The sequence below is a fragment of the Pseudomonas spelaei genome, from assembly GCF_009724245.1.
GTDB classification, from domain to species: domain Bacteria; phylum Pseudomonadota; class Gammaproteobacteria; order Pseudomonadales; family Pseudomonadaceae; genus Aquipseudomonas; species Aquipseudomonas spelaei.
Genome location: NZ_WNNK01000013.1, coordinates 97,572 through 119,244, shown reverse-complemented (window position 1 = coordinate 119,244; position 21,673 = coordinate 97,572). Strand labels below are relative to the sequence as shown.

Sequence of the window (21,673 nt, the reverse complement as noted above, 5' to 3'; positions counted from 1 at the left end):
TGCATAAGCCTTGATGAACCGGGCTGATCGTGACCTCGCCGGCTGCCCGCAACCACCGCGCAGCATCGAGCCCTCTTTGCACAAGGAGATACTCATGAAGCGTTCCGCTCTTGCTGGCTTGTTCATTACCGCTGCGATGCTCGCATCCCCCGCATTTGCAGCCGGAAAAACAGACGATCTGTGCCAAATCAACCTGGACAGAATCAACAACGGGAAAGCCTTGCTCGCGACCGACACCAGCGGCAAAAGCGGCGAAATAGACACCGCCGTCTCCCAAGCCAAGGCAGCCCATGCCGCGGGTGATGACAAGACATGCATCGAGATCACCTCCAAAGCCCTGCAAGACCTGCAGGACAGCGACAAAGGCGGCAACCAATAGCCTGCAACCGCTCAAGGCCAACCTTCGGGTTGGCCTTCTGTGACCGTTTGGCGTACACTGCACAGGCTTGTCGCTCACCTTGAAACACCGAGCAACAAGCACGGGGCCGTTTAGGATTCGACGCCGGTCGCGAAACTTTAGGTGCATGCCGAGTTGGTAACAGAACTCGTAAATCCACTGTTGCAACTTCTTATAGTTGCCAATGACGAAACCTACGGCCAGGAATTCTCTCTCGCTGCGTAAGCAGCTTTAGATCCTGAGCTTCTGGTACCTTCGGGTCCAGCAATCACCAGGGGATGTCTGTAAACCCAAAGTGATTGTCATATAGAACAGAATCGCCGTGCAGTACGTTGTGGACGAAGCGGCTAAAACTTACACAACTCGCCCAAAGCACCCTGCCCTTCGGGTCGCTGAGGGTTAACTTAATAGAAACGGCTACGCATGTAGTACCGACAGCGGAGTACTGGCGGACGGGGGTTCAAATCCCCCCGGCTCCACCAACTTTACATCTAAAGACGTCCACGGACGTCTTTTTTTGTGCCTGAAATCCAGCAAAATCAAGGCCTTAGGGTCTATTAGCGTCCAGAGACGTCCGACACAATCCACGTTGTCGGGTATTCCAGATGGTATTCCAAGCCCTTCGGTGGTAATTTTTGGAATACCAATTGATGTCATGGAACACCTCATGTGCGCCCAAGCCACCCGCCTCTCTGACCGCCAGCTCAAAGCGGTAAAGCCGAAAGACAAGGACTACGTCCTCAGCGATGGAGACGGCTTACAGCTGCGCGTGAGGGTCAATGGCTCTACGCTCTGGAACTTCAACTACCGGCAGCCGATTACAAAAAATCGCATCAATATGGGCCTCGGCACCTATCCAGAACTCTCGCTCGCGCAAGCCAGGAAAAAAACGGTCGAAGCCAGAGAGCTTCTCGCCCAAGGCATCGACCCTAAAGAACAACGTAGCGAGTTGGAGCAGACAAAAAGACAGGCAACTGAGCACACATTCGAGAACGTGGCGTCTGCCTGGTTTGAACTGAAAAAGGATTCTGTCACTCAGGCTTATGCCGAGGACATCTGGCGCTCGCTCACACTGCATGTCTTCCCATCACTGGGAACAACACCTATCTCGCAGATCAATGCCCCTATGGTTATCGAGCTGCTGCGCCCTCTGGAAATGAAGGGCAGTCTGGAGACAGTGAAGCGACTGACCCAACGACTCAACGAGATCATGACCTACGGCGTGAACTCGGGAATGATCTTTGCCAATCCGCTCAGCGGCATCCGAGCTGTTTTCAAAAAGCCGAAAAAGCAGAACATGGCAGCTCTTCGCCCTGAAGAGCTGCCAGAACTGATGGTCGCCATTGCCAATGCGAGCATAAAAAGAACAACGCGCTGCCTGATCGAATGGCAACTTCACACCATGACCCGCCCTGCAGAAGCCGCGACGACTTCCTGGGCTGACATCGACCTCGACAAGAAAACCTGGACGATTCCAGCGGAGCGTATGAAGAAGCGACGCGCTCACGTCATACCGCTGACCGAACACGCACTTGCTCTGCTAGAGACGATCAAGCCCTACAGCGGCCACAGAGAATACGTGTTCCCAGCCGACAGAGACCCACGGGATCATTCCAACAGTCAGACGGCAAATATGGCCCTGAAACGTATGGGATTTGACGGTAGATTGGTGAGTCATGGTTTGCGCTCCATGGCCAGTACTATCCTCAACGAACACGGCTGGGAGCCAGAGCTGATCGAGGTAGCGCTTGCCCACGTCGATAAAGACGAGGTTCGCAGCGCCTATAACCGGGCGGATTACATCGAGCGCCGACGCCCGATGATGGCTTGGTGGAGCAACCATATCCAGGAAGCAGCAACCGGAAACTTGTCTGTATCAGCTATCAGAGAAAATCGAGATAAAAAGGTCGTTTCGATACGATGACCCTAAGGCGACCTCGACCCCAACGCTGTCCTTTACTGAGGGCAACGATCGCCCCTAAGCAGCAGCCAGTGACCGAAGGCTAACAGCCAAAGCGGCCCGTTAAAGTGCCTACTAAAGCGGCCGTTCAGTAGTCCACTCATGACAATCGTGAGTAGAGATAGAGCGCCTTGCAATGCTTTAGCCCACTCATGCTTGCTTTCGGTAATATCCGGGATATCTCAGGATTGCCGAAGGTTTAGAAATGAGTGTCATCCCGATGTCGGTATCGCTGCACGATCTTGGCCTCGCCTATCGCAAGGCCAAGGTTGATCTCTACTACTCAACCAACTCCTCGCTGTTCGACATTGCCAACTATGAAGATGAGCTGAGCAAAAATCTCGCTCGCCTGAAAGAGCAGATCGAAGCCATGAACGAGGACTGGGTGAAAGACCCTGCATTTCTCGGCACTTGGACGCTGGCCCCCAAAGAAATCCAGATTACCAAAGGAAAGCAGGATCCAAGCCTAATCTTCGCCTCACCGGAAGCAGAGTGGGCAAGTGCGACTGAGGCCGACAACCACCCTACCGCCGTATTCCGCCTCATGGCTAGCTGCAGCATCGACTTTCACGTGCTGTCATCGCTATGGATGATGGAAGTCGGCGATCTCTTCGACAAACAGCTAAGCAGCAACGTCTTTGGCAGCCGCCTGCGCCGTAACCGGTACGATGAGATCAGCACGTGGGCCCTTGGATCATTCAAACCCTATCTCAGACCCTTCCGTGAATGGCGCGACGGTGGCATCAAGGCGATGCGCACAGCCCTGAGCGAGAAGAAAAAAGTATTGGCACTGACAGCGGACGTAAGCAGTTTCTATCACGAGCTAAGCCCCGGCTTTATGCTCGACGACGGCTTCCTCAAATTAGCCAAAATTGAACTGAGCGAATCGCAGTCAAAACTGAACCGCCTGTTCATTTCTGCCTTGTTGGCCTGGGCACAAGAAACGCCACTAGGAAAAGGTTTACCCGTAGGGTTGCCTGCGTCTGCAGTGGTCGCAAACGCGGCACTAATCGGGCTCGACCAGTTCATCGAGCAACAAGTAGTGCCACTGTATTACGGCCGTTATGTGGACGACATTCTGCTGGTCATGGAAAACGCCAGCGACATCAAAACCACTGAGCAGTTTTGGGAGTGGATCTTCAGTCGCGACGGCGGCAAGGACCTGCTTAAAAAAAATAACGGCAGCATCCTGTTCAAACCTGGCTATCTCAAAGAAGACCGCATCGCTTTTGAAAACAGCAAAAACAAGCTGTTCATCCTTGCGGGGTCTGCAGGTACCGCTCTGGTCAACGCCATTTCCGAACAGATCAACCAACGTGCAAGCGAATGGCGCGCGTTACCCGACCTGCCGAATTCGCCCAACACCGTGGCTACGGACCTACTCAAAGCTACCAACCTTGCCGGAGAGCAAGCAGACAATCTGCGAAAGACCGATGCACTAACGCTGCACCGCGCTGGTTTTGCCCTCAGCCTTCGCAACTACGAAGCCTTCGAACGCGATATCCCACCGGAGGATTGGCAAGCACACCGCCATGCCTTTTTCGCCGCAGTCATAGAGCATCTGCTCACCCCGATTAAGTTCTTCGAACTGGCTCAATACCTCCCGCGCATCATCCGCATGGCTACCGCCTGCGAAGACTTTGAATACCTAGACAAGATCATCAATGCACTTGGTGGCCTGATCGTTAAAGTAGAGAACGACTGCACTTTAGCGATCAAAAGCCTAGCAGCTGCCAACGTGCCAGCCGAGGCCCGACATTTATGGAAGCGATCCATCTGGGAAGTAACAACGCAGAGCATTGTCTCTGCGTTTCCTCCCCGCCTAAGCAAATCGGGGGCTACGGATTGGAAAAACCAAATGACCGGGCATATGGAGAGCCTTGCCTCCGTCATCTGGGATAACTTCCTGGACAGGCCAATGAACATCACCACCCAGCACATACAGAAGCTTCAAGCTCGGCTGTTCAGCTTCGATCTCGCCCATATCCCCTTGCGCTTTACAGGCCTGCCTCAGGAAATGGTCAGCCAGCGCGGTATTCCACTCCGTAAAAACCTCGCTACTTTTGACGCAGAAGATCTATTGCCTGACGAGATGACCGACGGCATCGCTACACTGGCGAACTGGCTCAGGCTTAAACGCGGCACCCCGTCTGGTCTAACCTTTGCCACTCGCCCATTCAGTCTCAATGAGCTCTACCTCATAGCCCCCACGCCTTTTGCCGCCTCCAGCCGCAAGTCACTGGGGTTGGTGGTGCAAGCCCTGCGCGGTTTTGAGCTGACCGAGCACAAGATGCCCCACCTCGACAAAAAGCAGGTTTTGCATATCCCGGACGGAGAACCCAAAGCAAAACAGACCATCGCTGTGGCCAGTTTGGAAACCAAAGATGAAAGCTTTACCGCCGCCATCATGGGGTGGCCCGATCCGGACGGCCTGCACCGTTACCAACGCATCAATCGCCTGATTAACGAACTGATCTCTCGGCCTGACGGCGCTGGTTACTTGATCCTCCCGGAAGTGTCTTTACCACCCCAATGGTTTATGCGTATCGCCGACAAGCTCAAGGGCCGTGGCATATCTTTGATCACCGGGGTGGAGTACCTCCATGCACCGAGAAAGCATGTGCGCCACCAGGTTTGGGCTTCGCTAACCCACGACGGTCTTGGGTTCCCTTCGCTGATGCTCTATCGCCAGGATAAACAGCGTCCAGCATTTCATGAGGAGAAAGAACTCTTTCGCCTAGCAGGCCTGCAGATGCAGCCCACTCAAGAGCAACAGTGGCAAAAGCCTCCAGTCATCCAGCATGGTGATTTCCGCTTTGCCATCATGATCTGCAGCGAGCTAACCAATATTCGTTACCGCGCAGACCTACGCGGCCAGGTCGATGCGCTATTTGTTCCAGAGTGGAACAGCGACACCGACACATTCAACGCACTGGTGGAGTCTGCCGCCCTTGATATTCATGCCTACATCATCCAATGCAACAATCGCCGCTTCGGTGATAGTCGTATCCGCGCACCTTATAAAGACCGCTGGAAGCGCGACATATTACGAGTCAAGGGAGGTAACCACGACTACTGCATTACAGGTGAAATCGACGTACTGAGCCTGCGCCAGTTCCAGTCCAGCCACCGCTCGCCAGCCTCAGGTTTCAAGCCTGTGCCAGATGGCTTCAATGAGGACATGGCATCGGATCGAAGAGTATTGCCCAAAGGTGCCTAAACCTGACTCGATCAAGCAGGGTTGCCCATAGCGAAGCAAGAGCATCAGCGCGTAAAAACTAAAGAGACATCAAGGAGAGAGTCATGAAGTGGATTCGCAAGATTTTTGGTAAGGGCACTGAAGGCTCAGCAGCCTCTTCGGATGCTCCGGCAGAAGAGCTTGTTGGTAAAGATCGAGAAAGCGACGATGACAGCGATCAGTACTTCTCGGACGAGCCAATCACCTCAAAACATCAAGATCGGTTCGGGCGAGCGCCTTACGCAGCGCGTATCGCTGAGACAATCGCCAGGCGCCTCGACCCCTCAAGCATCGTCATCGGCCTGTTTGGCCCGTGGGGAGATGGAAAAACTTCAGTTCTCAAGATGATGGAGGAGTCGCTAGATCAACACGGACAGGTTGTCACAATACGATTCAATCCTTGGCACTTTCCTTCCGAGGACGCGCTTTTGCGCGGCTTCTTTGCGACCCTGGCTGAAGCCTTGGGTAAGGAGCCAGCATTCAAAGAAAAAGCGGCAGCGCTGCTTGAGTCCTACGGGGGGATCCTGTCTGTCATCTCAGTCGCTCTGCCGGGTGTAGAAATCAATCCAGGGGAAGCGGCGAAGCAGATCGGAGAGTCATTATCCAAAGTCAGTCTCGATAAGCTTAAGGATCAAATTGACGCTCTTCTGGGCCAAAGCGGGAAAAGATTGGTCATCCTTATCGATGATATTGACCGGTTGGATAGACAAGAAACCCACGCCATTTTCAAGCTGGTAAAGCTCTCGGCAAGCTTCAAGTACACCTGCTACGTTCTGGCTTTCGATGACGAGGTAGTCGCTGCTGCATTGGGTGAGCGTTACGGCGCCGGTGGACAAGAAGCGGGCCGCGCGTTTCTCGAAAAAATCATTCAGGTGCCCTTGCACCTACCCCCTGCTGATCAAATGAGCCTGCGAGAAATCGCTTTTGAGGGCGTCGAACATGCTCTTAATCAAGCAGGAATTGTCCTTGACCAGCGTCAGATCGACGTATTCACTCGTCATTTTGTAGATGGCCTTGAGCCGAAGCTTGAAACTCCACGAGTCGCAAAGCTGTACACGAACGCACTCATGTTTGCACTTCCACTCGTCAAGGGGGAAGTCAACATCGCTGAGTTCATGCTTGTTGAAGGATTGAGGGTGTTGTACCCGAAGCTCCATGCCGCAATTCGCGACAACGCAGATTTGTTTTTACAAGGGGAGCCCCGCGAAGCTTTGCGAGGTTTGGAAAAGCCTCCGTCAGCCATTGATCGACTCCTCGAAACCGCAATGCCGGGTTCTGCTTCAGAAGAGCGAGGCCAGATGCGAGAGCGACTTTTGAAACCTCTTTTTCCGCGAATCAGCAATATGATGTACGGGGGAGATTGGGAGGAGCGGTGGGGGAACGAGCGAAGAATTTGTTCGAGCCGTTATTTCAAACGCTACTTCGTTTACGGGGTGCCTGAAGGAGACATATCGGATAATCATTTAACAAACTTGATAGACGCCCTCGTCACAGCAGATACCGATTCGCAGCGCAGCCTGTTGAGCTCGTATTCAAAACGCGTCATGCCGCAATTGATCCAAGCACTTCGGAATCGAGCGGACTCTCTGGATGAAGTTTCGGCGTTAGCGATCGCAATCGCCGTCGCGAGGAATGGAGATCTTCTTCCGCGCGAACGCGGAGCTCTCGTAATCGGCGGCACGATAATGTACGCGGGGATACTAATTTCTCAACTTATCAGGCGAATCCCCTTATCTGACAGGCAGTCAGCTGCTGAGGCAGTACTTGGAGCGGCGTTTCCACTGGCAATGGGAATGGAGTGCGCCCGCTGGCTCACACACTCAGCGGACAGACCAGAAGAGCGCCGAGTTCTTCCTGATGGAGCGGACGACGCCCTTTACCATTTGTTCGCTGTTCGCATCCGTGACGCGGACGATGTTGAACCGTTGTTTATGCAGGCAGGAAGAGACGCACCAAATCTTTACTGGTACTGGCAGCACGGAAGAAATCGAGAAGAGATCGAAGCGCGCTTGCGCGAGGTTTTTGATAAAGACCCAGCGAAGCTGGATGACTTCCTCGACACCTACATTGGAGAAGGATGGGAAGTGGAAAGCGGCCTGCCGGTTAGGTCTGACCTAAGGCGCGAGAGCTACAACAGTATCGCGTCAATAATTTCACCGAACTACGTTTTTGATAACCTCCGCACCCGCTATGGCGCCGAGCTGGACGCCCCTCAGTACTATCAGAATGGAGAGCCAGCGAGAATAACGGCACACCAGTTCGCCTCTATACATCTTTCTATTGTCGCTGAGCAGCTTCCTAAGCCCGAGGATGCCGACGGATCAGGTAGCGACCCTGAGCAATCTGAATGATGGCAATCAGGACGTTTCTCTGTAGAGAAACTGGCTCGATCTCGAACCCCAGGAACCGCTAGCTTTTAACAAGACGCAGTTTTGGAGGGGGCGGATTTTTACCCGTTGCGCCCTCACCTCCATCCCCTCTGAGCACATTTAGCATGAGACCAAATGTCAGCTCATTGATCTCTTCGGGCGAGATTGCCAATTGTTCCGCCACATTCGTTTTCGTAATTCCTTCAGCTCGAAGCGCAGCAAATATCTTTTCCAACACTACAGAGCGTTCGTGATTGATAGGAGCAGGCTCATTCACCCGATACCCCTCTTGCGCAATCTGAATGCACAACGTCCGGTAAGTCCAGTCAGTTGTAAGCCCCAGGCTGTGTAACCTGTAATTCAAAGCTGCAACGGAAACCGCCCACAATTTTTTGAACTTGATCAAGCTATTTAGGCTAACTGAACGCGGAGCCATCGCCAAAACGCTTGCCCTCGGCATCAGAAACGCCGAAGCGAAGGCGTTAGCCTCCCGCTCAAGATCTGGTCCTTGAGGATGAGCATGCTGATGCATCACCAGATGTCCTAACTCATGTGCAGCATCAAAGCGGCAGCGCTCTGCTGATTTGAACGTGTTGAGAAACATGAACGGTCGCCCACCACTCCACATCGAAAATGCATCGACATCCTTGGCGTCAATGGCGAGCGAGTAGACGCGAATGCCCCTGGACTCAAGCAGAAGGATCATATTCTTGATCGGCTGTTCGCCAAGCCCCCACTGAGCACGCAGAGTCTCCGCTACAACCTCAGGACCTTGTTGAGAAGAAGTCAGTTGATTGAAAGCTTCTTCCGATGATGTAAGCGCCCCTCGCTCGCTACCCAGGTCCGGAACATCGGGGTGCGGAAGATCAAACCGGCACTCCAACCATTCGTTTAACAGCAGAGCTATTGCGCCAGCCCCTAAAGCACTGTCTCTTAGAGACGCCGTCATTTTCGAAAGTGAACGGAAGCTTGCGACATCAGGCGTAGGGACTTCCGGATCATCCCCAAAAAAGAAAGCTTCTGGAAATCGAAGCGCACTCGCAATCCTGGCCAAGGTCCCAGCTTCAGGCTCCTGCGTACCACTTTCATAACTCGACACGGACCGTTCGGTCACCCCGATAAGGCCCGCGAGCTCGCGCTTTTTCATCCCGCGTCTGCGTCTGGCCAGCGCGAACCGTTGTGAATTAAACATAAAAAGTCATGCGTTCTTACGACGAATTTCAATATCAATATCTGGGCCACTTGGACCGGTAATTTGAGCGAAGCTTTCATCCAAGTCGATAGCGCCGAGCAGGATTCGCTCAGACCACTCAGTGATCTTGCCTCCATGGTCGATGCTCGATGGCCGCGAAAGCTCAAACCTGATTTCATTCTTGGCGGTGTCAGTGTGGTGTAGCAGCATCCAAGTTTCAAAGCCCTCAAGCCCAGAGAACTCAGTCTGCTGAGGAATCAAGTCGGCGAACATATCCAGCTGGGAATTGTGCTGAATCGCCTCGACGGTGCTTCTTCCCTTTTTAGAGCGATTGGTGGGAGTACCGTAGGGATTGCCCACGCTTGCGTCACCCGACGCCACCGAGACCGCGAGTTTGAGGCCTGAATGGACCGTCAATGGATAGTTGATTTTTTCATAGGCAGCCCAGCCTAAAGGGCGTGTTTGGTCGCGGAATGACCCGACGATCCAGCCCCACATTTCCATACCTGGAAAAATCGACGGATGATTTCGAGTCAACCTCACACGATGCAAATGGCCTTGATAGACAGCTTCACGAACAGCCTCATGAGACAAGCTCAACTGATCAAGGCGTGAGGTTACATCTGTCGGATCACTGAATATCTGACAAGCCTGCATAAGCGTTTACTCATGGAGTGGACTTCCGTTTATTCTCCCTCAAAAGAGGAGGAAAAACAAGAAGCCGGGTTTTTATGCTCGGTTTCAGGTTCGCCCAGTCACTCCCGGAGAGCACACACCTACAGCCCACAGGCATCTTTCTCGAAAGCTTTCTCAACGAGATTGACTACCTGTCAGTTACATGGCTGAAACGCAATGCCAATGCAGTAGTACCGTTAGTGACCATACACCGCACTGAGTCGTTTACTGCTGTACCGGACGAATGATCCACGCTTATTCGATTCGAACAAATTTCAATCACACATCACTGCTTTGACATCCCACTATGGAGCTTCAACCATGTCATTGCAGTGCCCTCGCTGTCATTCCCTCAAAGTCGCTTCGTTCCATCACGCAATGAAAATTGGCGCTGCCATTGGCACTCTGGGCGGCGTTGCTCGTGGCGCCAGCGCCGCACTTGCTGGCAGTCAGGCAGGGGCGCTAGTCGGCGCCATTACCGGCCCACTGGGAGTTACCCTCGGAGCCGTTTCTGGCGCGATTCTCGGCGGGCTTGTTGGCGGCGCTGGCGGCTGCGCATTAGGCGCTCAACTCGGCGACAAGCTTGACCGACATGTACTCGCCCACAACCTCTGCCTGATCTGTGGGCATCGTTTCAACCTCCCTGCTTAAACCGTTTCCCACTTCTCTCTTTTAATACGTCCGGACGGGGCCACGCGATGCGTGGCCTTTATGCCGGCTCGCACCCTAAGGAATCGTAATCATGGCTCATCAAATCGAACAAATGGCTTACGTTGGTGCGACTCCGTGGCATGGCCTCGGCAGTCAACTGACGCAAAAACAACCTATCGAGATCTGGCAGCGTGAAGCCGGTATGGACTGGCAGATCCAGGAAAGCCCCGTCCACTTCAAAGCCGACGCCATCGGCCATATGGGCAGTATTCACTCATTCCCAGAACAAAAGGTACTGTACCGTTCCGACACCAAGGCTCCGCTGTCCGTAGTATCCAACCGCTACCAAATTGTCCAGCCACGTGAGGTTATGGAGTTTTACCGTGACCTCACTGAAGTGTCCGGCTATGAGCTGGAAACGGCAGGTGTTCTGAAGGGAGGGCGTAAGTTTTGGGCATTAGCGCGAACCGGGCAAAACGCCACCTTGAAGGGCAACGATCAGGTTAATGGCTACTTGTTGCTGGCGACCTCGTGTGACGGCACCCTCGCGACCACAGCCACGCCGACCACCGTTCGCGTGGTTTGCAACAACACGTTGAGCATTGCCTTGGATGGTATTCCCCATGCAATCAAGGTCCCACATAACACGCGATTCAATCCTCAGTCGGTGAAAAAGCAACTCGGTATTGCCGTCTCGCAATGGGACGAATTCATGTACCGGATGCGCGTGCTCTCCGAACGCAAAGTTCAGTGGCCTGAGGCGATGAGCTTTTTTATGGAGGTGCTATGTGAGACCTACGCCCATGATCCCATTCCCGACGTACTACCCAACAAACGAGCGCTGGAGAAGGTTCAAAACTTGTACGAAGGCAAAGGTCGCGGATCAGACATGGAGTCCGCTCGCGGCACCGCATGGGGCCTGCTAAACGCAGTAACTGAGTATGTCGATCACGAGCGTCGTGCCAGGAGTTCAGAGTACCGGATGGACTCAGCTTGGTTCGGGCAAGGAGCACTAATCAAGCAACGAGCACTCGACTCGGCTCTACGACTAGTTGCATAAAGTTGTTTTCGACCAACATGCCTGAGCGATCAACGCTCAGGCATTTTTCCGCCTGAAGGAAAATACGATGAATTTCATACGCTTTGTCGGTCTGCTTTTCATGTTTTTCGGCATTCTGGCCAGCTGCCTGTTGGCAGTAGCACTAGCAGTTCTCATGGCTCGCTCCTGGCCAATCCTGATTGCAGTGCTGCTGGCGGGTTTGCTATTCGAGTTGATCACGACAGAAGCCGGGGTCGAAGTATCTTTGAACCCGTGCTGAAGGTAGGCCAAAGGCGCATTGCTGAGTCGCTATTGAGATTCCAGCAGCTCGTCCAGGTATCGCATTAGCAGCACGCGCTCATCTGCATCCAGCTTACTAAACTTGATAAGCAGCTCAGCTTCGTCATCTTCGACCGCGTAAAAATACGCCGCAGGAACACTGAGCACCTCGCTCAGCCGCTCGACCAAATCCGGGGCAGGAACCCGCTTCCCCAACTCGTATCGGTTCATACGGGTGCTTGCAGACATCTCGTCTAAGCCGGCATCAAGTCCTAGTCGTTCTTGCGACAACCCCGCCCGAATACGCGCCTGCTTTATCCGCTTTGCCAGTACTGACATGCACACACCCAATTTCCAAAGGGGCATCGTGCATGCACAGCTTTTTCCAAATACTACCATTTTGGTAGTATTGGAATATCATACGAACTCAATCCAACCAACGACAAAACCGAGCGCTCAGATGAAAGTCAAAATCTCGCTGATCAATGCAATGCTTTTAACTGTGTTACAGGCAGGGGTGTCCCTGACAGCTGCCGCCGACCCGAACGTACGTGTATGCGATACGACCCCCACTCCCATGCCCATCCTTGCGATCAAGCACATCGACTGCTCTGTCCCCAACTCTCCGTCTTCAGTAAATAGGGCCTACGTCGATCAAAACGGCAACAAAACTTTGCAGCGTGTTGATGGAAGGCGAATCGTCAACTGCGACAGCGCAGGGACCTGCGCGCACCGTGGTGAATTCATGGGCAATGCTCCTGAAGGGATCTACGGGATCACAACCGGATGGTATCTGGGCACAGATACGTCGGGGGCCGTTGCGGCTTACAAGGAAGGTACCGGTCCTGGGTACGGTGGAAATCGTTACGAACCACAGGCAACGAATAAACCATCGTCAAGCCCGGTAGACGTAAGCAAACTTGACGTTGTGTGCATGGCAACAGCGGTTTTTAACTGTTCGATCAATGGGCAAGACATCGAAGATCAAGATTTACCTAAATATCTTCCACTGGTAGATAAAAAGGATGTAAACAAAAAAGGTGGCAACTGCGATTCAGTACCACTTTGCTACGATAAAAACATGATACTCCTGGGCCTCAACAAAGACTTATTTTAAAACTTGTGAATATCACTAGCGATTGGAAATCAACATGGACATCAGTGTTTATTCCGCCAGCGACATATCGAATGAGGATATTTCCTCAATGGTCTCAGAAAAGAAGTCTTTCACCATAAAAGAAATCGACTCCGACTTCTTTAGCGACACAATAGAAACTATAGAGAAGCTAATTGAGTCCCAAGGATTCACATGCAGAGTGTATACCGCTGGACGCATAACTGCCCTAGGAATCAGCGTGTTTACCATAGTGGGTGGAGTTGCAGCTGGCTTAACGATTGCAGCTCACAATCTCGCAACCTATAACCCTGACTATGAAATAGCAAAAATATACCCAAAAACGCTTATTATAAATTATAAAAAATAGCACTTAGCACACACATGAGCCTCCCACCCTAATTTAAAGGGTGAGAGGCTCGTGCGCACAAAATATAAAACACTCAAAAATCACTAAACGACAGGCACGACACTATCAACTGACAAAGCAGCGTCCCTTCAACGCTACCTATCAACCAACTCAATTATCTCAATCTGATACCGATAACGGGAAGCAACGTACCCCATCAGGATAGACCCGATAGACATGCCGAACAAGAACGCACCTACACCTAACAATATAGTATTGCCTACGTTACCAGCCTGAAGACCTGCACTCATAGTTCGGGAAACCCATTCGAAACCACCGAACTCAGCAATAAATGAATACACAGTAGCCAATAGACCTATCGTGGCAGTCTTCTTGCCAAAAAAGGCCTTTCCGCTCACTGATGAACAGCGCTCAGGTAAAAGCTTCTCTGCACTTGACCGCGCGATAGGCTTTTTTTACTACCGTTTTGGCGTGATGAGGATGCGGTCGCTTGCTCCGAACCGGTGAGCGTAGCACTGAGTCGATTGCCGCACTTTGATAATGGAGTGAGTGTCGGTTTACTGTTAAAGCTGAGCAGCCATGGCCCGTCCGCCCTCAAATGGTCGGTTCGTTACTCGAAGCTATTTGAGCGTACTGAATCGCTGCTATGGCTTGCGCTTCATGCAGCGCTTGCAGGGATACTCTTCGGTGTCTGCGACCGTTTGCCTGTTCAGCTTAAGCCCTTTGATGAGCTGATTACCACAGCGGAAAAACAGCCTTAGAACTTCCCCAGCAGGAGTTGTTTGACGAAGATGATCGGGGCTCATTATTCATGGAAGTTTTTTTTGCTAACCGATTCGTTAGGGGGACCGAGTGAGGGGAGCTGTGGCGAAACATTCGTTAGCGGCAGAGCTCGCCCTGGATTCAATGCCCTGTGGACCTCGATATCCGTATTGTCGCATCTCCTAAATTCTCTCCTTCTATCGCTGTAGGGTATACATCGTTCTGGTAAACTTCAGCCGACTTTAAACGACTATGACTGCGTAAGCTTGAGCCTAACCATAATGAGCACTGAACCTTGGGTCACTGCCGAACAGGTTTCCCTTCACTTGGGGGTGGCCAAAGACACGGTGTATCGCTGGCGCGAGCGTAAGGCTTTGCCTGCACACAAAGTTGGTCGTCTATGGAAGTTTCAGCTATCTGAGGTCGATGAGTGGGTGCGTGCGGGTGGCGCAGACGAGCACCAAAACTCAGGGAATGAGCAATGACTATTGCGAACAGCAATGAAGCGCAAACAAGATCTCAGGTCATCGACTCTCAGCTTGCTCATGCTGGCTGGTCTCAAAGTCGGCGGACTCTTGTCGAAGAATTTTTGCTCAAAACAGCCGAGCCTGCCGGCAATTATGGCAACGAGCAATTTGCTGACTACGTCCTTCTTGGTTCAGATGGCAATCCGATTGCAGTAGTCGAGGCCAAGCGGTCATCACGTGATGAGCTTGCCGGCAAGCGTCAGGCAGCGGACTACGCGGATGCAATCAACGCCAAATTCGGCAACGACCCCTTCATTTTTCTCACCAATGGCAAAGAGATTCAATTCTGGGATCGTGAGCGCTATGCGCCCCGAAAAATCTCGGGGTTCTACACCCGAGACGACTTGGAGCGACTGCGCCATCAGCGGCAGTTTGCTCAACCGCTGGGCGGTGTCACTATCAGCGCCGCTATTGCAGGCCGCGACTATCAGAATGAAGCTATTCGGCGTGTCACTGAAGGAGTAGATGCGGCCAAGCGCAAATTCTTGTTGGTGATGGCTACAGGTACAGGTAAGACTCGAACGACCATCGCTCTTGTTGATACTTTGCTGCGATCAAAGCGCGTGCAGCGAGTCCTATTCCTGGCCGACCGCCGCGAACTAGTACGCCAAGCTATGTCGGAGTTCAAGTCCCACTTACCCAACGAGAGTTTGGCTCGCATCGAGTCCGGTGAAACCTCTGGCGCACGCATTCAGTTCTCGACCTACCCCAGCATGATGCAGGTTTATTCGCGCCTTTCGGTGGGTTACTACGATCTGATCGTGGCCGATGAAAGCCACCGCTCTATCTACCAACGGTATAAGGCCGTCTTCGATCACTTCGACGCCATCCAGCTTGGGCTGACCGCGACCCCCACCGACTACATCGATCACAACACATTCGAGCTGTTTGATTGCGGCGACGGCGCGCCCAGCTACTACTACAGCTACGAGCAAGCGATTGCCGACCAGAACCTGGTCAACTACCGCGTGCTGGATGCACAAACCAATTTTCAACTTCAGGGCATCATGGGTGACGCACTACCCGAGCCCTTGAAACAGATGGCCCGCGATCAAGGCGTGGAGCTTGATGAGCTGAACTTCGATGGCAGTGACATCGAAAAGGGAATCATCAACCAAGGCACCAACGATGCCATGGTGCGAGAGTTTATGGATAAGAGCCGCAAAGACGTGCGCGGTCTACCGCACAAGTCCATCATCTTCGCCGTCAGCCACGCCCATGCAAAGAGGCTCTACGAAGGATTTAACCGTCTGTATCCTGAGCTGCAGCGCCAAGGTATGGCTGAAATTATTGACAGCCACATGGAGCGTGCTGACGCGACGCTGGATGATTTCAAGTACCGCACCATGCCGCGTGTGGCTATTTCGGTGGACATGCTCGACACCGGCGTAGACGTCCCCGCCATCCAGAACCTGGTTTTCGCCAAGCCCGTATTCAGCAGGGTTAAGTTCTGGCAGATGATCGGGCGCGGCACGCGGCTGCATACCGACAAGGCCACCGGCGAGATCAAGAAGGATTTCTTGATCATTGATCACTGGAAAAACTTCGCGTATTTCAAGCTTAACCCCGACGGAGAAGTCGACCATCCCAGCGAACCGCTACCGGTTCGCCTGTTCCGACTGCAGCTTGAAAAGTGGCAACTCCTGGAAGCACAACAGCAAGACACACAAGCCACCGTTGCCGATCTGCAGGCGATGCTGCAGGCATTGCCCCGTCACAGCATCAATGTACGTCCGCACTGGGACGAGCTCGACACGCTGGCATTGCAATGGCCGAAGCCCAGCCAAAGCGCAATTGAACACTTGTCGCAAGCCATCGCACCTTTGATGCGACTAGCCCCTTTGTCTGGCCTGGATGAACTTCAATTTCGCATCTGGTGCGAGCGTCTCTCAGTGGCTTGGCTTAAAGGTGATGCAAGCGAACAGGCCAAAGTGCGTGAGCGCATTCACGAGGCGATAAATAGTCTGGCCGAAAATATCCCTCAGGTGCAGCATGTAGCCGAACAACGTGCCTGGGTTCAGTCGGCCGGCTTCTGGCAGCACTTGGATATGGCGCGTTTGATCACCCTACAAACCGTGTTCGCCCCGCTGATGCGCTACCGCACCAGCACACCTAGCCGCACGATTGAAATCAACCTGCCAGACAGTATCACCCAGCGCAGTTGGATCATCTACGGCCCCACGGGTGAAGGTGCTTTTGCAGAAAGCTATCGCGAACAGGTAGAGGCGCTGGTGCGCCGACTGGCTGACCAGCTTCCTGAGTTGGCTAAGCTCAAGCAAGGCGAGCATGTAGGTGATGACGAGCTGGAGCGAATCAGTAACACGCTGAACAAGGCCGATCTGTTTGTCACCGAAGACACCTTGCGCAAAGCCTTCGAAGCCCCCTCCGCATCCTTGGCCGAGTTCCTGCGACACATACTTTGCGAAGGCGCGCACCTGCCTAACCGTGAGCAGCGCATCAGTGCTGCATTCGATGCGTTCATTGCCGCACACGGCTATTTGCGCGCCAACCAACTCAACTTCCTGCGGGCCGTAAAAACTGCTGTGCTACGCCACGGGCGCATTACCCGCGCTGCACTCAGCGAACCTCCGCTGTCGCGTGTAGGGCGCGTGGAAACGCTATTTCCGTCACAAGACATCGACGAACTCATCAACCTCACCAACCAGTTGTTGGATGAGGCAGCCTGAACAATCAAGGACAACACTGAATGCTCGCCCCTCATATTAAGAAAAAAGTTGACGAACTCTGGAATCGCTTCTGGGCTGCCGGTCTCACCAACCCCTTGGTTGCGGTCGAGCAAATTACCTACCTGTTGTTTCTCAAACGTCTGGAAGACATTGATCTCAAGCGCCAGCAGCGTGGTTTTCCTTCTATTTATGAAGGGTTCGAAAACTGCAAGTGGAGCTACATTCGGCAGGACAAAACCAACCCCGCTCACTTGATTGAGGTGGTGTTTCCCTGGCTGCGCGAGCTCGACAAACACTTCACCGGAGCCAGCGCCGACGGTACCGAGCTCGCTAGTCTGAACAATCGTATGGCCGATGCGTACTTTCAGCTCGACCCCAATAAGGGCAAGGTGCTGAGCGATGCCATCGACAAAATCGACGAGCTGTTTGCCCGTGCTGGTGAAGGTTCGGCCGCACAGGACGTCATGGGTGACACTTTCGAGTACCTGCTCAGTGAAATGGCCACGGCCGGAAAGAATGGCCAATTCCGTACCCCGCGCCACCTGATCCGCTTTATGGTTGAGTTGCTAGACCCCGAGCCCGGCCAGCGCGTCATCGACCCTGCCGCCGGCACGGGTGGCTTCCTGTTCAGCACCCAGCAGCACCTGATGCGCAAATACTCAGCGCAAGAAAACCTCGTGCTGGAGTGGGACGGCACTCCACATCGCACCGATGGTGCTGCTGCCACACCTGAGCAATACGCCGCCATCCACAACGGCGCCAACTTCGTCGGCCTGGACAATGACCGTACCATGGCCCGCATCGGCTGGATGAACTTGGTTTTGCACGACGTCACCGACCCGCATCTGCTGCAGGGCGATTCACTCAGCAAGCGCGAAGGAAAAGCCAAACTCAAGGAGCTGCTGGAGCCTGGCAGCTACCAGTTCGTATTGGCCAACCCGCCCTTTACCGGTACGGTCGACAGCGGTGATCTAGAGCCCGACACCTTACTTTTTCCACGTGTCGGCGGTGGCGGCAAGAAAAAAGACGAATCGATCACTAATAAGAGCGAACTACTCTTTCTGTGGTTGATGCTCGACTTGCTGGATATTGGTGGTCGCTGCGCAGTGATCATTCCTGAGGGTGTTCTGTTCGGCAATACCGATGCTCACGTGCGCCTGCGCCGAGAACTTCTTGTCGAGCACGTGGTGGAGGGCGTCGTCTCTCTTCCAGGCGGGGTCTTTCAGCCCTATACCGGCGTCAAGACCTCCGTCTTGATCTTTAGAAAAGTCACACGCCGTGACAACAAACAAAACTTGCCCAGCAACGTGGCACCGCTAAGTGAACACGTCTGGTTCTACGAAGTGGAGGAAGACGGCTACACGAAAGATGCCAGGCGCAATGCCCGCCCAGGCCAACAGAACGACCTTTGGGATGCGCTTGAAAAGTTTAAAGCCTGGATTTCGCAGGGCCGCTCTGGCGCGCAGCGCAATGAAAGAACTCTGTTGCAACCTAGCTTTCACACTGAGCGTTGGCGCCAGGCCCTGCTGCGCGATACCGCCGACAAGCTCACGCCTGCTGGTGAGGCATTTTCAGCTTTAGCCGACACCAGCATGTGGGATGGTCAGGTGTGGGGTATGCACGAGCTGTTCCCTGAGCTTCCTGCCAATCCCAAAGAGGCTGAAGAAAAGGTGCGATCAGCGTCAGGAAGTGTGTTGATTGAATTGGCTATTCAGGCACTCACTCCAGCGGCACAAAAGGCGTGGGATGCAACACTTAAAGCACGCCTTGCCGAAAAAATCACCGATTCCGAACTTATAGAAGCTTGGAAAAAAGCAGCCAAGCCCGTTGAGGCGGAATTCAAGAAATTGGCCCGTGAAATGGAAGCCCTTTTCGAAAAAGAAGATTCTTCAGCGCTCTCGGTCTGGAAAGACTTGCTTAAGACAGCTCTCGCTGAAGCTCAAGGCGACGTTTATGTGCTGGGCCTATTGCAAGGAAGTCAGCCGCCCAAGACCATGACGACGTATGACATCGGACAGAAGCTGACTGAAGTGGCCCGCGAAGTTGCCAAACTCGACGGCTTCGACGTCATTCTGCGCAGCCTGGTCATTGATCAGGCCAGTGAGCTCGACGCGGCTAAGCATTGGGTTGTTCCTGTGCGTGACTGGGTGCGTAACGACGAATGGAAAAGTGAAGATGGTAAGCTCATCGGCTCACACGATGTCGATGGCTTGGTGCGCTCGACTTATGTGCAAGCCATTCTGGCCGATGGGCTCTACGACGAGAAGGGCGTGCTCAAAGGCGGCTTGCTCGACCCCGACTGTATTGAAGCACGTGACTGGAACCTGTCCGCCGGGCAATACAAGCCATTTGACTTTACTCAGCTCAAGAGCGACCAAAGCGTGGCCGAGCTGATCGGCACACTCAAGACCGCAGAGCAAGACATTATCACAGGCTTGGACAAGCTGTTGGCAATGGTGGAGGGGCGGGAATGAGTTTTCCTGAATCATGGGTTGAAGCACGTCTTGGTGACGTACTTTCACGCGTGGATACCAAAGTTGACCCCCAAACATCGCAGGCGAACAGCCACTTCTATGTTGGCCTTGAACATATCGAATCTCACACCGGCCGGTTGCTCCGTGATGTGGATGAAGTAACTGAAGGCAGCGACATCCTCAGTATCAAAACAGCCTTCAATACAGGTGACATTCTGTATGGGAAGTTGCGCCCAAATTTAAACAAGGTCCATTTGGCGACTCAAGATGGCATCTGTAGCACAGATATCTGGGCTCTGAGAGCATCTGAGGTTTTACTACCAGAATTCGCTCTTCGCTATTTGCGGTCACCTGCGATTTATGTGCGTGCCACGCAATTAGCTGCAGGTGCCAATCTTCCTCGTATTTCGGCCAGTGCGTTTGATCGCCTATCAATTCCGCTCCCCACTCTCCCCGAACAGCAGCGGATCGTCGATTTATTGCGGCAGGCAGAGGTGGTGGCCAAGGCCAAGAAATCCATCAGCGATCAAATTGATCATCTCCTTCGGACCGCTTACTGGGAGCACTTTGGTGCATGGTTCACAGCGGATGGCTTGGTTGACCCAGTTCGAATTAGCGATTGTGTTGCGGATTCTCAGTACGGAGTATCCGAAGCTATGGGCGAGACCGGAACGCACGCGGTGCTGCGTATGAATAGCATCACCACCAGTGGCTGGTTGGAGCTGTCTGACCTGAAGTACGCGAGCCTGTCGAAAAAAGACATCAACTCTACGGAGTTGCAGGATGGAGACCTGCTGTTCAACCGGACAAATTCCAAGGAGCTGGTCGGTAAGTGTGCAGTTTGGCGCCATGTCGCAGGCACATACAGCTTTGCGTCTTACCTCGTACGCTTTCGCTTGAAGCCAGAAAAAATGCTGCCCGAATACCTCTGGGCGACGTTAAACAGTGCATACGGGAAATATCGCCTTTTGAATTCAGCCAAACAGGCTGTAAGCATGGCAAATGTTAGCCCGACAGGCTTGGGGCGAATTACAGTGCCGCTTCCGCCGTTGCCGCTTCAAGAAACGTTCGCTAAGTTCGTGCGTGAAATTGAGTTAGTGCGAGCACAGATGCTTAGCAAGTTGGAGCTGTATTCTGAATTGCAGGAGATCATTAGCCAACGAGCCTTGATCGGAGAGCTGACTACCCAATGGCGAGAGCTTCATACGGACGAAATCGCCAAGGCAGGCAAGGTTCGTGATCCGCTACTACGCAAACACGGAACAAAGGTCTCTCTGACTGGCGCCGCCAAAATCCGCTTTACTGCACAAGCTGATCTCACAGTGCGCCCCGCGCGCCATTGGCTGCTCGCCGAGCTCAGTGAATTCCAGCGCCGCGTCCTGAAAGGGTTCAGCGGGTATGAGTTTCATCCTGTGTTCACCGAGGATACTTCGGACTTCACGGCGTTCTGCGATAGCGATGCAGTTCGCGATGCGCTCGGCGGGCTGGAGTGGTCACCGAACCAAGTCGGCCGCACTCTCGGTGTGTTGGCTGATTTGGGGTTGATTGCTCAGGTCAGCATTCTTCGCCGCGACGTCGCTACCAACAGCGACACGTTTCACAAGGCGTTTCGTCCTCTGCGGGAAGACGAGTGCACCCGTTTGGCCGACATCGCTACGTTGAAGCGCATGTCGCGCTCTGGTGATGTGGCTAACGTGGCCTACTATTTTCGTGCGTTTCTTGACCGTGAAGCGTCCGCGCGTGCGGGTGCTGGCGACATGTTTCAGGTCACATCTCTTGAAGACGACTACGGTCACTCGCGAACAGATTGGATCGATCAGGGCCGTCACTATGCTGACCTTGATGCGCTGCGCGATGATCTCGCGAAGCGATTGGGCGTTGCGCCAGATTTGGTGACCGTGGAGGAAATTGCATAGTGCGGCTTCGGTACTTGCACTTG

General features: G+C 53.3%; 16 protein-coding genes and 1 other RNA gene. 14 read left to right on the top strand and 3 right to left on the bottom strand.

What is annotated here, in order from left to right; all coding sequences use genetic code 11:
* The first annotated feature begins 94 nt into the window (after nucleotides 1-94).
* From GNF76_RS16550 to GNF76_RS16530, 5 genes are all read left to right on the top strand, one after another.
* Entirely contained in the window at nucleotides 95-379 is a 285-nt protein-coding gene (locus GNF76_RS16550) for a hypothetical protein (RefSeq protein ID WP_155584212.1), read from the top strand.
* Between the two features lie 102 nt (nucleotides 380-481).
* Nucleotides 482-879, top strand: a transfer-messenger RNA (tmRNA) gene (gene ssrA, locus GNF76_RS16545).
* A gap of 185 nt (nucleotides 880-1,064) precedes the next feature.
* Nucleotides 1,065-2,321: an integrase domain-containing protein gene (locus GNF76_RS16540; protein WP_155584211.1), complete on the top strand. Its 1,257-nt coding sequence runs from the start codon at nucleotides 1,065-1,067 to the stop codon at nucleotides 2,319-2,321.
* A 241-nt stretch (nucleotides 2,322-2,562) separates the two neighbouring features.
* Nucleotides 2,563-5,577 (top strand): RNA-directed DNA polymerase, encoded by a 3,015-nt coding sequence (locus tag GNF76_RS16535; RefSeq protein WP_155584210.1) that lies wholly within the window; start codon nucleotides 2,563-2,565, stop codon nucleotides 5,575-5,577.
* A gap of 83 nt (nucleotides 5,578-5,660) precedes the next feature.
* The gene (locus GNF76_RS16530; RefSeq protein WP_155584209.1) at nucleotides 5,661-7,946 is read left to right on the top strand and encodes a KAP family P-loop NTPase fold protein; all 2,286 of its coding nucleotides are present in this window, start codon (nucleotides 5,661-5,663) and stop codon (nucleotides 7,944-7,946) included.
* Between the two features lie 58 nt (nucleotides 7,947-8,004).
* Here the strand turns inward: GNF76_RS16530 and GNF76_RS16525 are convergent, their stop codons facing one another.
* Together GNF76_RS16525 and GNF76_RS16520 are read right to left on the bottom strand one after the other, a co-directional pair.
* Entirely contained in the window at nucleotides 8,005-9,156 is a 1,152-nt protein-coding gene (locus GNF76_RS16525) for a helix-turn-helix domain-containing protein (RefSeq protein WP_155584208.1), read from the bottom strand.
* A 6-nt stretch (nucleotides 9,157-9,162) separates the two neighbouring features.
* Nucleotides 9,163-9,813, bottom strand: a complete 651-nt coding sequence (locus tag GNF76_RS16520; protein ID WP_178123369.1) for a hypothetical protein — start codon at nucleotides 9,811-9,813, stop codon at nucleotides 9,163-9,165.
* Between the two features lie 339 nt (nucleotides 9,814-10,152).
* On the opposite strand from GNF76_RS16520, the gene GNF76_RS16515 reads away from it, so the two are divergent.
* The 3 genes from GNF76_RS16515 to GNF76_RS16505 all read left to right on the top strand — a co-directional run bounded on the left by GNF76_RS16515 (nucleotide 10,153) and on the right by GNF76_RS16505 (nucleotide 11,801).
* The gene (locus GNF76_RS16515) at nucleotides 10,153-10,482 is read left to right on the top strand and encodes a hypothetical protein (protein ID WP_155584207.1); all 330 of its coding nucleotides are present in this window, start codon (nucleotides 10,153-10,155) and stop codon (nucleotides 10,480-10,482) included.
* 91 nt (nucleotides 10,483-10,573) lie between these two features.
* Nucleotides 10,574-11,542, top strand: coding sequence for a DUF932 domain-containing protein (locus GNF76_RS16510; RefSeq protein ID WP_155584206.1), 969 nt, complete (start codon nucleotides 10,574-10,576; stop codon nucleotides 11,540-11,542).
* Between the two features lie 67 nt (nucleotides 11,543-11,609).
* Nucleotides 11,610-11,801: a hypothetical protein gene (locus tag GNF76_RS16505; protein ID WP_155584205.1), complete on the top strand. Its 192-nt coding sequence runs from the start codon at nucleotides 11,610-11,612 to the stop codon at nucleotides 11,799-11,801.
* A 29-nt stretch (nucleotides 11,802-11,830) separates the two neighbouring features.
* Here GNF76_RS16505 and GNF76_RS16500 read toward each other — a convergent pair whose 3' ends face one another.
* Nucleotides 11,831-12,139 carry a helix-turn-helix domain-containing protein gene (locus GNF76_RS16500; protein WP_155584204.1) on the bottom strand — a complete coding sequence of 103 codons (309 nt, stop codon included), beginning with the start codon at nucleotides 12,137-12,139 and terminating at the stop codon, nucleotides 11,831-11,833.
* 121 nt (nucleotides 12,140-12,260) lie between these two features.
* Between GNF76_RS16500 and GNF76_RS16495 the strand changes: the two genes are divergently transcribed.
* The 6 genes from GNF76_RS16495 to GNF76_RS16470 all read left to right on the top strand — a co-directional run bounded on the left by GNF76_RS16495 (nucleotide 12,261) and on the right by GNF76_RS16470 (nucleotide 21,650).
* Nucleotides 12,261-12,917 (top strand): hypothetical protein, encoded by a 657-nt coding sequence (locus GNF76_RS16495; RefSeq protein WP_155584203.1) that lies wholly within the window; start codon nucleotides 12,261-12,263, stop codon nucleotides 12,915-12,917.
* A gap of 34 nt (nucleotides 12,918-12,951) precedes the next feature.
* Nucleotides 12,952-13,284, top strand: coding sequence for a hypothetical protein (locus tag GNF76_RS16490; protein ID WP_155584202.1), 333 nt, complete (start codon nucleotides 12,952-12,954; stop codon nucleotides 13,282-13,284).
* Between the two features lie 1,043 nt (nucleotides 13,285-14,327).
* The gene (locus GNF76_RS16485) at nucleotides 14,328-14,531 is read left to right on the top strand and encodes a helix-turn-helix domain-containing protein (RefSeq protein ID WP_057401866.1); all 204 of its coding nucleotides are present in this window, start codon (nucleotides 14,328-14,330) and stop codon (nucleotides 14,529-14,531) included.
* Nucleotides 14,528-17,260 carry a type I restriction endonuclease subunit R gene (locus GNF76_RS16480; protein ID WP_155584201.1) on the top strand — a complete coding sequence of 911 codons (2,733 nt, stop codon included), beginning with the start codon at nucleotides 14,528-14,530 and terminating at the stop codon, nucleotides 17,258-17,260. The genes GNF76_RS16485 and GNF76_RS16480 overlap by 4 nt, the downstream gene beginning before the upstream one ends.
* Nucleotides 17,261-17,280: 20 nt before the next feature.
* The gene (locus GNF76_RS16475; protein WP_155584200.1) at nucleotides 17,281-19,734 is read left to right on the top strand and encodes a type I restriction-modification system subunit M; all 2,454 of its coding nucleotides are present in this window, start codon (nucleotides 17,281-17,283) and stop codon (nucleotides 19,732-19,734) included.
* Entirely contained in the window at nucleotides 19,731-21,650 is a 1,920-nt protein-coding gene (locus tag GNF76_RS16470; RefSeq protein ID WP_155584199.1) for a restriction endonuclease subunit S, read from the top strand. Before GNF76_RS16475 ends, GNF76_RS16470 begins: the two co-directional genes overlap by 4 nt.
* Nucleotides 21,651-21,673: the final 23 nt, after the last annotated feature.

Excerpts from the sequence above, each read along its gene's own strand:
- GNF76_RS16550 (WP_155584212.1), top strand. The coding sequence starts at position 95 with ATGAAGCGTTCCGCTCTTGCTGGCTTGTTCATTACCGCTGCGATGCTC.
- GNF76_RS16540 (WP_155584211.1), top strand. The coding sequence starts at position 1,065 with ATGTGCGCCCAAGCCACCCGCCTCTCTGACCGCCAGCTCAAAGCGGTA.
- GNF76_RS16535 (WP_155584210.1), top strand. The coding sequence starts at position 2,563 with ATGAGTGTCATCCCGATGTCGGTATCGCTGCACGATCTTGGCCTCGCC.
- GNF76_RS16530 (WP_155584209.1), top strand. The coding sequence starts at position 5,661 with ATGAAGTGGATTCGCAAGATTTTTGGTAAGGGCACTGAAGGCTCAGCA.
- GNF76_RS16525 (WP_155584208.1), bottom strand. The coding sequence starts at position 9,156 with ATGTTTAATTCACAACGGTTCGCGCTGGCCAGACGCAGACGCGGGATG.
- GNF76_RS16520 (WP_178123369.1), bottom strand. The coding sequence starts at position 9,813 with ATGCAGGCTTGTCAGATATTCAGTGATCCGACAGATGTAACCTCACGC.
- GNF76_RS16515 (WP_155584207.1), top strand. The coding sequence starts at position 10,153 with ATGTCATTGCAGTGCCCTCGCTGTCATTCCCTCAAAGTCGCTTCGTTC.
- GNF76_RS16510 (WP_155584206.1), top strand. The coding sequence starts at position 10,574 with ATGGCTCATCAAATCGAACAAATGGCTTACGTTGGTGCGACTCCGTGG.
- GNF76_RS16505 (WP_155584205.1), top strand. The coding sequence starts at position 11,610 with ATGAATTTCATACGCTTTGTCGGTCTGCTTTTCATGTTTTTCGGCATT.
- GNF76_RS16500 (WP_155584204.1), bottom strand. The coding sequence starts at position 12,139 with ATGTCAGTACTGGCAAAGCGGATAAAGCAGGCGCGTATTCGGGCGGGG.
- GNF76_RS16495 (WP_155584203.1), top strand. The coding sequence starts at position 12,261 with ATGAAAGTCAAAATCTCGCTGATCAATGCAATGCTTTTAACTGTGTTA.
- GNF76_RS16490 (WP_155584202.1), top strand. The coding sequence starts at position 12,952 with ATGGACATCAGTGTTTATTCCGCCAGCGACATATCGAATGAGGATATT.
- GNF76_RS16485 (WP_057401866.1), top strand. The coding sequence starts at position 14,328 with ATGAGCACTGAACCTTGGGTCACTGCCGAACAGGTTTCCCTTCACTTG.
- GNF76_RS16480 (WP_155584201.1), top strand. The coding sequence starts at position 14,528 with ATGACTATTGCGAACAGCAATGAAGCGCAAACAAGATCTCAGGTCATC.
- GNF76_RS16475 (WP_155584200.1), top strand. The coding sequence starts at position 17,281 with ATGCTCGCCCCTCATATTAAGAAAAAAGTTGACGAACTCTGGAATCGC.
- GNF76_RS16470 (WP_155584199.1), top strand. The coding sequence starts at position 19,731 with ATGAGTTTTCCTGAATCATGGGTTGAAGCACGTCTTGGTGACGTACTT.